The sequence below is a fragment of the Streptomyces sp. WZ.A104 genome, assembly GCF_002382885.1.
In the GTDB taxonomy this organism is placed as follows: domain Bacteria; phylum Actinomycetota; class Actinomycetes; order Streptomycetales; family Streptomycetaceae; genus Streptomyces.
This window is the reverse complement of record NZ_NWVL01000134.1, coordinates 1-9,108: the sequence shown is the minus strand read 5'-3', so window position 1 is coordinate 9,108 and position 9,108 is coordinate 1. Positions and strand designations below refer to the sequence as shown.

Genomic DNA, 9,108 nt, shown 5'->3' with positions numbered 1-9,108 from the left:
CGCCGGGGCGGGGGACGCCTCGCCCCGTACGGCGGCACGGGCCGCGTCCGGACCGGCTGGGGCGGCGGGGGCCGGGGCGTGGGCCTCGGGCCCGGGGACGTACCCCATGGGCGCCGCGGCGGCGGGCGGGGCGGTGAAGGAGGCGGCAGCGGCGGACGCCCCGCGCTCCAGCCGGTCGAGCCGGGCCTGCATCGACCGCTCGTCGTCGAAGGCGGCGGGGAGCAGGACCCGGGCGCAGATCAGCTCCACCTGGAGGCGGGGGGAGGTGGCGCCGCGCATCTCGGTGAGCCCGTCGTTGACCAGGTCGGCGGCACGGCTCAGCTCGGCGGCGCCGAACACGGACGCCTGGGCCTGCATCCGCTCGACCACATCGGCGGGCGCGTCGATGAGCCCCTTGTCCCCCGCGTCCGGCACGGCGGCCAGGATCACCAGGTCACGCAGCCGCTCCAGCAGATCCGCGACGAAGCGACGCGGATCGTTACCGCCCTCGATCACCCGGTCCACGACCTCGAAGGCGGCGGCCCCGTCCCCCGCCGCGAACGCGTCCACGATCGAGTCGAGCAGCGAGCCGTCCGTGTACCCGAGGAGCGAGGTGGCCATGGCATACGTCACACCGTCGTCGCCCGCACCGGCCAGCAGCTGGTCCATGACGGACATCGAGTCACGCACGGACCCGGCCCCGGCCCGCACGACGAGCGGCAGCACGCCGTCCTCGACGGGACTGTTCTCCCGGCCGCAGACATCCGCGAGATAGCTGCGCAGGGTCCCCGGGGGCACCAGCCGGAAGGGGTAGTGGTGCGTACGCGAGCGGATGGTCCCGATGACCTTCTCGGGCTCGGTGGTCGCGAAGATGAACTTGAGGTGCTCCGGCGGCTCCTCGACCACCTTCAGCAGGGCGTTGAAGCCCGCCGGGGTGACCATGTGCGCCTCGTCGATGATGTAGATCTTGTAACGGCTGGAGGCGGGCCCGAAGAACGCCTTCTCCCGCAGGTCACGAGCATCGTCGACGCCGCCGTGCGATGCGGCGTCGATCTCGATCACATCGATGGACCCCGGCCCGTTTCGCGCGAGGTCCCGGCACGACTGGCACTCACCGCACGGGGTGGGCGTGGGCCCCTGCTCGCAGTTCAGACAGCGGGCGAGGATGCGCGCACTGGTCGTCTTTCCGCAGCCGCGCGGCCCGCTGAACAGGTACGCGTGATTGACCCGGTTGTTCCGCAGGGCCTGCTGGAGCGGGTCAGTGACATGCTCCTGACCGATGACCTCGGCGAACGACTCGGGGCGGTAGCGGCGGTACAGCGCAAGGGACGACACATCTACGAGGTTATCGGGGCGGACCGACACCCGGCCCCACACGGCCCACGCGGGCACTCCCGGCGAACACGACTGGCAGCCCCAAGGGGCCACGACGGGGCACCCTCCAGGGAACACAAAGGGCCCCCCACGCACCCGCCAGAGCCAACCTACCCTTGCTGCCTTCCGGCCCTGGGGGAGTTCAGTCAGATAGCGCCACGTGAGGGGCTGACGCCCACCTTAGCCGATCCCCACCCCCTCCGGTCCACCCGCCCGCCCCGCCGAGCGACCTGCGGAGCCCCTCCGGACGATCTCCGGGGATCAGGTTCGCGAGCACCCTCCAACGTCTTGTATTGTTTGCGGCGGAGGATTCGCCTAGTGGCCTAGGGCGCACGCTTGGAAAGCGTGTTGGGGGCAACCCCTCACGAGTTCGAATCTCGTATCCTCCGCCATTGCTCTCACCGGGCAATACGTTGAAGGGCCCCACCGTTCGCGGTGGGGCCCTTCGACGTTGATGGGGCCTTCTGCGCGACGACGATCGGGGCTTCACTCTCTCCCGCATCGACGGTGTCGTGCCCGGGTCACCAGGCTCCGCATCGCGGCTTGGTGACCGCCCGGCCACTGGGGCGATGCCCACGGCCGAGCGCTGCGACGAGCCGCCACTACGATCGTCGACCATGAACTGGGTCGAGCGGGCCGCGCAGTTGAGACAGTGGACGAGGAACGGGACGCGGGCTCCGCACAAGCCACTGCTGTTCCTGTACGCGCTCAGCCGGTTCCAGCAGAACGCCGATGACGAGCTGCGGTACAGCGCTGTGGAGGAGGACCTGCGGGGACTGCTCGCCGAGTACGGTCCCGGTACGCGGACGACTCCCGCCTACCCGTTCCATCACCTGGTGAGTGACGGCGTTTGGGAGGTGCGCACCGAGCGCGGGCCGGGCAGCCCCGGGACCGGGGTCAGGGAACTGCGCGCAACCGGTGCCGCCGGGCGGCTGGCGCCGGAGCTACGGGCGGCGCTGCGGCGCGAGCCGTCCCTTGGCCGCCGGATGGCGCGGGTGCTGCTCGATCTGAACTTCCCGCCCTCCCTCCACGGCGAGCTGTGCGAGGCCGTCGGCTTGGAGCTGGAGGAGGCCGAGGCCGGACAGCTCTCGGCCGCGCGCAGACAGCGGGACCGGCGGATGCGGGAGATGGTCCTGACGGCGTACGAGTACCAGTGCGCCTTCTGCGGGTACGACGGCAGGATCGGCGCGGTGCCGGTCGGGCTTGAGGCCGCCCATGTGCGCTGGTGGGCGTTCGGCGGACCGGACGACGTCGAGAACGGGCTGTGCCTGTGCTCGCTGCACCACAAGCTGTTCGACAAGGGCGTACTCGGTCTCGGTGAGGGCCACCGCATCCTGGTCTCGCGGAGCTTCGTCGGCCACAGCACCGCCGCCCGTGAGCACGTCACCACGCTCGCCGGCCGACCGCTCATCGGCCCCCGGCCGGGCGTCCGCCCCATCGCCGCCGCCCACCGTTCCTGGCACACCAGCCAGGTCTTCCACGGCAGCCCACGTCCCGCCACGACCGTCTGACCGCCGACCTGCCGACCTGCCGAGCCGCCGGCCCCGAGACTGCGCTGGTAAGGAGCGTGGTACCAGGAGCATGGTCTCTTATGCGGCGACGCGGGGTTCAGCGGCACAAGGCGGTGTCCACGGCGCGTTCGAGGCGTCCCCGGGCCGCCTCGCCGGTGAGCTGCATGGTGACAGCGACGTTGGCGGCGCGGCCGTCGTCGGTGGCGCCGCCACGGGTCTCGTACCCCGGGAAGCTACCGCCGTGGCCCCAGGAGAGGCCGCCGCACGGCAGTGGCCTGCTGACTAGTCCAAGTCCGTAGCGGGCGCCTGGGCCGAAGGTCGCTTCGGCTGGGACGGTGGAGCGCATCTGGGCGAGCTGGGCCGGGGGCAGGAGGCGGCCGGAGAGCAGCTCCCCGAAGAAGCGGTTGAGGTCGGTGCTGGTGGAGATCATCTGTCCTGCCGCCCAGCCCCAGGAGGGGTCCATCTCCGTGATGTCGCGCAGCGGCCTCTCCTTCGATTCCTGGTAGTAGCCGTGGGGGTGAGGCTCTCGGATCCTCGCGTCACCGGGAGCGGGGAAGTAGGTGTGACGCAACCCGGCGCGGCGGACGACACGCCGGTCGATCTCGTCGGCCAGAGGGCGGCCGGTGACCTTCTGGATGATCAGGCCCGCCAGGACGTAGTTGGTGTTGCTGTACTTCCAGCTCTTCCCGGGGACGAATTCGGCCGGGTGCCGGAGTGCTGTGGCGAGCAGTTCACGGGGGGCGTAGTAGCGAACGTCGTCCCCGAGGTGGTTGCTGTACTCGGGGAGCCCGCTGGTGTGTTGGAGGAGCTGGCGGACGGTGATGCGGTTCCCGTCGATGCCCTCCCCGCGTACGAGGCCGGGCAGGTAGGTGTCCACGAACGCGTCGAGGTCGATCTTTCCCTCGCCGACCAGTTGCAGCACCACGACCGCGACGAAGGTCTTGGTGTTGCTGCCGATCCGTACCTGGCCGTCCCTGGGCACCTTCGAGCCGGTGACCAGGTCGCCGACCCCCGCCGTATACGTACGGGCCCGGCCGCTCCGGTCCTTCACGCTCGCCAGCGCGGCAGGCATCCTGTCATCGCGCACCAGCCCGTTCAGGGCCCGCTGCACGGCGTCCGGCCTGGCAGCAGCATCAGCCGGGGCGACGGAACCGGAGACGGCGGGCGGAACCAGCGCCACGCCACCCAGGGCCAGGACGCCGATGGTCACCGCGGCAGCGGAGGGCAGGATCTGTCGCCGCGTGCCGTGCTGCCGACTCGTCGAGCGGAGTATTCGCCCCTTCTGTCCACGCATAGGTCAACTCCTGAGGAATCGTTGGGTCGTCGTCCGGGTCACCGTTTGCGTCATTCAGCCGCACAGGGCTTTGTCCACGGCGTCGTTCACGTGCTGTGCGGCCTTCTTGTCCGTCGGGATGCTGGTGACCGCGACGCTGGCGGCGCGGCCGTCGTCGGTGACACCGCCTCGCGTCTCGTACCCCGCGATGTCACCGCCGTGGCCCCAGTAGACGCCGCCGCACGACAGCGGCCTGCTGGTGAGCCCCAGCCCGTAGCGGAGGCCGGAGGTCCCGGCGGGGACGGTCGTACGCATCTCGGCGAGCTGGGCCGCCGGGAGGAGGCGGCCCGCGAGGAGCGCGGTGAAGAAGCGGTTGAGGTCGGAGTTGGTGGAGATCAACTGGCCTGCCGCCCAGCCCGCGGAGGGGTCCATCTTCGTGAAGTCCCGCAGCGGTCCGTCCTCCGGGCTGCGGTGGTAGCCACGCGGGTGCCGCTCGCGGATGGTCATATCGCCGGGAGTGGGGAAGTACGTGTGGCGCAGCCCGATGCGCTTGATGATGCGCCGGTCGATCTCCTCGGCGAGGGGGCGGCCGGTGACCCTCTGGATGATCAGGCCCGCCAGGACGTAGTTGGTGTTGCTGTACCCCCAGGTCTCCCCCGGTTCCGCGTCGGCCTTGTGTTCGAGGGCGAGGTCGAGCAGCTGGCGGGGCTCGAAGTACCGGTTCCTGATCCCGGCGTCGTCGAGGTGGATGCCGTACTCGGGGAGCCCGCTGGTGTGCTGGAGGAGCTGGCGGACGGTGATGCGGTTCCCGTCGATGCCCTCCCCGCGTACGAGGCCGGGCAGGTAGGTGTCCACGAACGCGTCGAGGTCGATCTTTCCCTCGCCGACGAGCTGTAGCACCACGACCGCGACGAAGGTCTTGGTGTTGCTGCCGATCCGTACCTGGCCGTCCCTGGGCACCTTCGAGCCGGTGACCAGGTCGCCGACCCCCGCCGTATACGTGCGCACCCGGCCGCTCCGGTCCTTCACGCTCGCCAGCGCGGCAGGCATCCTGTCATCGCGCACCAGCCCGTTCAGGGCCCGCTGCACGGCGTCCGGCCTGGCAGCAGCATCAGCCGGGGCGACGGAACCGGAGACGGCGGGCGGAACCAGCGCCACGCCACCCAGGGCCAGGACGCCGGCGGTCACCGCGGCAGCCGCCGACCAGGCTCGTCGCCGACCGCCCTGCCGGGTCGAGAAACGAGGACTCTGCCGTTTCTGAAGACGCATAAGTCAACTCCTCAGCAATCATTTGGTCGGGGCACGATCCTTGTTTCCAGCGCCCTCCGACCGCATCGCGGGAAAGCAGGAGAAATCGCTCCCCCGATCGGGGGAGGCCGCCGGTGGGCCGCCCGGCGATACTGGCGACCATGAACAGGGGAATTGGGCTGCTGCTGCGCGGCTCCACGTACTCAGGTGTGCTGTTCGCCTATTGCGGCGCGTTGGCGAGCCTTCCGCTGCTGCCGTTCGCCCTGTTGCCGGCGCTGTCGTGGCGCTCCGCCCCCGAGAGCGTGCAGATCGTCCTGGTGCTGCTGATCTGGGCGGCGCTGGTCGGCGTGGCCGGACTGGCGCGCCCCGTACGGCGAGCGCTGGTCGCGTCGGCCCGGCGGCTGCTGCGGGTGTCGCTGCCGAACCCGGTCTCCGGTCGCCCGGCCTCAGGTTCACCCGGCCTCGACCGCTGGCGGACTCCGCTCTGGCTGGTGCTGCACGTGGCCGTCGGGTGGACGGGGGCACTGGCGAGCGGGGTGCTGTTCATCATGGGCCTCTCCCTGCCCATGAACTGGCTCGGCGGCGAGGTGCGGGCGAGCCTGTTCGGTACGTCGGTCCGGGTGTCGGGCGGGTGGAGCTGGGTGGCGGCCGCCGCGTGCATCCTGCTGGCGCTCGCCGTCTGCGTACTGGTCACGAAAGCCCTGCGGTGGTCGGCGCCACGGTTGCTGGGGCCGTCGGCGGCCGAACGGCTCGCGCTGGCTGCCGAGCGGGAGCTGCTGCTGGCCGAACGCAACCGGATCGCCCACGAGTTGCACGACTCGATCGGGCACACGCTGACGGCGACCACCATCCAGGCGGCGGTGGCGGGCGAGGTGCTCTCCGCCGATCCGGCCGCTGCGCGGGCCGCCATGCGCAGCATCGAGGAATCGACGCGGGCCGCACTGGAGGACCTGGACTACGCGCTCGGAGTGCTGCGTGAGGAACAGCCCGGGACGGCGCCGACCCGGACCCTGGCCGACCTCCCCGAGCTGCTGGAACGCCTGCGGCACACGGGGGCGACGGTCGAAGCAGAGCTGTCGGGTGAACTGGCGCGGGTACAGGGGACGCTCTCCCGGGCGGCGTACCGGATTCTCCAGGAGGGACTGACGAACGCGCTGCGCCACGGGGTGGGCGGCCCCATCCAGGTTCGGGCGGCGGCCGGACCGGACGGACTGGATCTCACGGTGGTCAACCGGACCGGAGCACGTACGGGGCCGAACCCCAGATCCTTCTCGACGTCCGGCCACGGTCTGCCCGGACTGGCCGAGCGCGTCCGGCTGCTGCAGGGTGAGTTCCGGTCCGGCCCGGAGGGAACGCAGCACTGGCGGCTGGCCGTCCGGCTGCCGGTACGGGTGTCGGCGTGAGTGGATCAGGCGCGGCCGAGGGCGAGGCCCTCCCCGCGGTCGCAGGCCCCGCCGTCACCCTCCTGATCGCGGACGACGACGAGGTGACCCGCAGCGGTCTGGGCATGCTGCTCGCCGCACAGCCGGGGATCACGGTGCTCGGCGAGGCCGCCGACGGCGTCGAGGCGGTCGACCGGGCGCGGAGCCTGCGGCCGGACGTGGTCCTGATGGACGTCCGAATGCCGCGTCGCAACGGGATCGAGGCCACCCGCCAGCTTCTGGCCGACGTGGCCGACCCGCCGAAGATCGTGGTGATCACCACCTTCGAGAACGACGACTACGTCACCGCCGCCCTCAGCGCGGGCGCCAGCGGCTTCATCCTCAAACGATTCCCGGTCCGCCGGATCGCCGAGGCGGTCCGGGTGGTGGCGGCGGGCGAAGCGGTTCTCTTCCCGGCCACCCTGGGCCGCATGGTCGCCGCCCGACCGCTGGGCTCCGCGGAGGCCCTGCCGCAAGCCGCCCTGACCGGCCGCGAGGAGGAGGTACTGCGCCTGATGGCCACCGGGCTCTCCAATCCGGAGATCGCGGAGTCCCTCACGGTGAGCCTGGAGACGATCAAGACCCACGTCGGGAACGTGCTGACCAAGCTCGGCGCGCAGAACCGGACCCATGCGGTGGTGATCGCCTACGAGTCCGGCCTGGTGGTCCCGCGCTTCGCCGGCTGACCGGGCTCCGCTCATCCCTTCAGGGTCGCACGCACGGCTGTCCGGTCCAGGGGCCCCGGCCCACTGCCCATGCCACCTGGTCTCACGAGGTACACCCGGCATGGAGTCCCGGTCCACACCGGCGACATGGCTGGGCGGCCTCGATAGCGGCCTGCCTCTGGGGCCTTCGACGCGCTAGCTCAGGCTCAACAACCGTTCCCTGACCGCGGCGAGCACTTCCGCGCGGTCGCGCGGGCCGTTGTCGGCCACGATGAGGTGGTCGCCGATGCGCAGCGAGAAGGTGATCAGGCAACGGGCCTCGACATCGCCCTCGTCGGGGCAGAAGGCACCGTAGAGCTCGCGCAGGTAGTCCATGCGGCGGTTGTCGGCGCGCCGGAGGCGACGCGCGACCCCCTCGTCGCGCCGGGCCCACTCGCGGATAGCCAGCTCCAGCCCGGCGTCGGTCGCGACCGCCCCGCCCGACCCCACGAAGTCGAAGAGACGCCCGAGCCGTTCACGGGCGTCACCCCCATCACGCTCGATCCGCTCGATGACGCCCTCGGTGACCTCGCGCTCCCAGGTATCGAGCATCTCCTCCAGCAGGGCGGCTCGGTTGCGGAAATAGCCGTAGAAACCGCCCTTGGTGACACCGAGCGCCTGGGCGAGGACCTCGACCCGGACAGCCTCGGGACCGCCGACGGCGAGCGTGCGGAGCCCTTCCTCGATCCACCTGTCCCGCGGCGTACGGATCGCACCCATGCCGTGTCCCTCCTCACAAACCCCCGAACATGACCCCCGACCAATATACGGAACCGTACAGATGGGCCTATGCTCGTTCTATACGGCACCGTATAGATAGGAAGCTGCCATGAGTGATCTGCGCCTTCCCCCTACCGACTACACGTCCCGCCCCTGGCGTATCCACGAGATCGCCGACGACTTCCGGCTGGAGGATGTGTGGGCGCTGCCGACGCCGGGCGGCCCGGACGATTTGCGCCATCTGGTCGATCAGATGGCGAGCGGCAAGGACGGTCCGGACGGCGGCAACCCCGTGGGCCGCTTCCTCTTCGCGGTGCGCTGGAAGCTCGGTGCGCTCCTCGGCTGGGACAAGCCGGGCACAGGCATCGGCGGCCGGGTGGCGACGCTGCGCGACCGCCTGCCTGACGACCTGCGCGAGGGGCCACGGGGCCCCGACCTCAGCACGGCGCCCTTCACCTCGGTCTTCCAGACACACGACGAGTGGGCCGCCGAGTACGCCAACGGGACCATGCACGGGGTGTTGCACATCGGCTGGGTCCCCGACGGGAACGGCGGCTATCGCGGCCAGATGGCCGTCCTGGTGAAGCCCAACGGCCGCCTCGGCTCCCTGTACATGCTCGGCATCAAACCCTTCCGGTACCTGGGGGTCTACCCGGCTCTCATCCGATCGATCGGCCAGGAGTGGCAGGAGAACGCGGAGCGTCGGATCGCACCCTGACGCCTCCCGTCTCAACAGCTCCGGCGAGAGCTCAGCACCAGGCCGCCCAGACGGTCGCCGTCAAGAAGGTGCCACCCGAGGTCCCGGCCCCGGGTCCGGGTCCGGGACCGGGACCGGGACCGGGACCGGGGCCAGGACCGGGACCGGGGCCAGGACCGGG

Annotated in this window: 8 protein-coding genes, 1 tRNA gene and 1 other RNA gene; 5 read left to right on the top strand and 5 right to left on the bottom strand. The window is 71.0% G+C overall.

All coding sequences use genetic code 11. The annotated features are described in order from the left end of the window. A partial coding sequence (locus CIB93_RS36150; protein ID WP_143660132.1) for a DNA polymerase III subunit gamma and tau occupies positions 1 to 1,314 on the bottom strand: 1,314 nt, incomplete at its 3' end. A gap of 115 nt (positions 1,315 to 1,429) precedes the next feature. Next, an RNA gene (gene ffs, locus CIB93_RS36145) (signal recognition particle sRNA small type) lies at positions 1,430 to 1,526 on the bottom strand. Positions 1,527 to 1,657: 131 nt separating this feature from the next. Between ffs and CIB93_RS36140 the strand changes: the two genes are divergently transcribed. Both CIB93_RS36140 and CIB93_RS36135 read left to right on the top strand, forming a co-directional pair. Beyond that, a tRNA-Ser gene (locus CIB93_RS36140) sits at positions 1,658 to 1,745 on the top strand. Between the two features lie 225 nt (positions 1,746 to 1,970). Next, on the top strand, positions 1,971 to 2,864 hold the full coding sequence (locus CIB93_RS36135; RefSeq protein WP_096633019.1) for a phosphorothioated DNA-binding restriction endonuclease: 894 nt from the start codon (positions 1,971 to 1,973) through the stop codon (positions 2,862 to 2,864). A 97-nt stretch (positions 2,865 to 2,961) separates the two neighbouring features. Here the strand turns inward: CIB93_RS36135 and CIB93_RS36130 are convergent, their stop codons facing one another. Together CIB93_RS36130 and CIB93_RS36125 are read right to left on the bottom strand one after the other, a co-directional pair. Further along, positions 2,962 to 4,158, bottom strand: a complete 1,197-nt coding sequence (locus CIB93_RS36130) for a serine hydrolase (protein ID WP_096633018.1) — start codon at positions 4,156 to 4,158, stop codon at positions 2,962 to 2,964. A gap of 54 nt (positions 4,159 to 4,212) precedes the next feature. After that, positions 4,213 to 5,406 (bottom strand): serine hydrolase, encoded by a 1,194-nt coding sequence (locus CIB93_RS36125; RefSeq protein WP_096633017.1) that lies wholly within the window; start codon positions 5,404 to 5,406, stop codon positions 4,213 to 4,215. Positions 5,407 to 5,546: 140 nt separating this feature from the next. Between CIB93_RS36125 and CIB93_RS36120 the strand changes: the two genes are divergently transcribed. Both CIB93_RS36120 and CIB93_RS36115 read left to right on the top strand, forming a co-directional pair. Then, on the top strand, positions 5,547 to 6,788 hold the full coding sequence (locus CIB93_RS36120) for a sensor histidine kinase (RefSeq protein ID WP_096633020.1): 1,242 nt from the start codon (positions 5,547 to 5,549) through the stop codon (positions 6,786 to 6,788). Further along, a complete protein-coding gene (locus CIB93_RS36115; RefSeq protein ID WP_096633016.1) occupies positions 6,785 to 7,492 on the top strand; it encodes a response regulator transcription factor in 708 nt (235 codons plus the stop codon). Before CIB93_RS36120 ends, CIB93_RS36115 begins: the two co-directional genes overlap by 4 nt. A gap of 174 nt (positions 7,493 to 7,666) precedes the next feature. On the opposite strand, the gene CIB93_RS36110 is transcribed toward CIB93_RS36115, so the two are convergent. Then, positions 7,667 to 8,230: a TetR/AcrR family transcriptional regulator gene (locus CIB93_RS36110; RefSeq protein ID WP_096633015.1), complete on the bottom strand. Its 564-nt coding sequence runs from the start codon at positions 8,228 to 8,230 to the stop codon at positions 7,667 to 7,669. 109 nt (positions 8,231 to 8,339) lie between these two features. On the opposite strand from CIB93_RS36110, the gene CIB93_RS36105 reads away from it, so the two are divergent. After that, positions 8,340 to 8,948 carry a DUF2867 domain-containing protein gene (locus tag CIB93_RS36105; protein WP_096633014.1) on the top strand — a complete coding sequence of 203 codons (609 nt, stop codon included), beginning with the start codon at positions 8,340 to 8,342 and terminating at the stop codon, positions 8,946 to 8,948. Positions 8,949 to 9,108: the final 160 nt, after the last annotated feature.

What these genes read in the sequence shown, in the direction of transcription:
- CIB93_RS36135 (WP_096633019.1), top strand. Translation starts at nt 1,971, where the DNA reads ATGAACTGGGTCGAGCGGGCCGCGCAGTTGAGACAGTGGACGAGGAAC.
- CIB93_RS36130 (WP_096633018.1), bottom strand. Translation starts at nt 4,158, where the DNA reads ATGCGTGGACAGAAGGGGCGAATACTCCGCTCGACGAGTCGGCAGCAC.
- CIB93_RS36125 (WP_096633017.1), bottom strand. Translation starts at nt 5,406, where the DNA reads ATGCGTCTTCAGAAACGGCAGAGTCCTCGTTTCTCGACCCGGCAGGGC.
- CIB93_RS36120 (WP_096633020.1), top strand. Translation starts at nt 5,547, where the DNA reads ATGAACAGGGGAATTGGGCTGCTGCTGCGCGGCTCCACGTACTCAGGT.
- CIB93_RS36110 (WP_096633015.1), bottom strand. Translation starts at nt 8,230, where the DNA reads ATGGGTGCGATCCGTACGCCGCGGGACAGGTGGATCGAGGAAGGGCTC.
- CIB93_RS36105 (WP_096633014.1), top strand. Translation starts at nt 8,340, where the DNA reads ATGAGTGATCTGCGCCTTCCCCCTACCGACTACACGTCCCGCCCCTGG.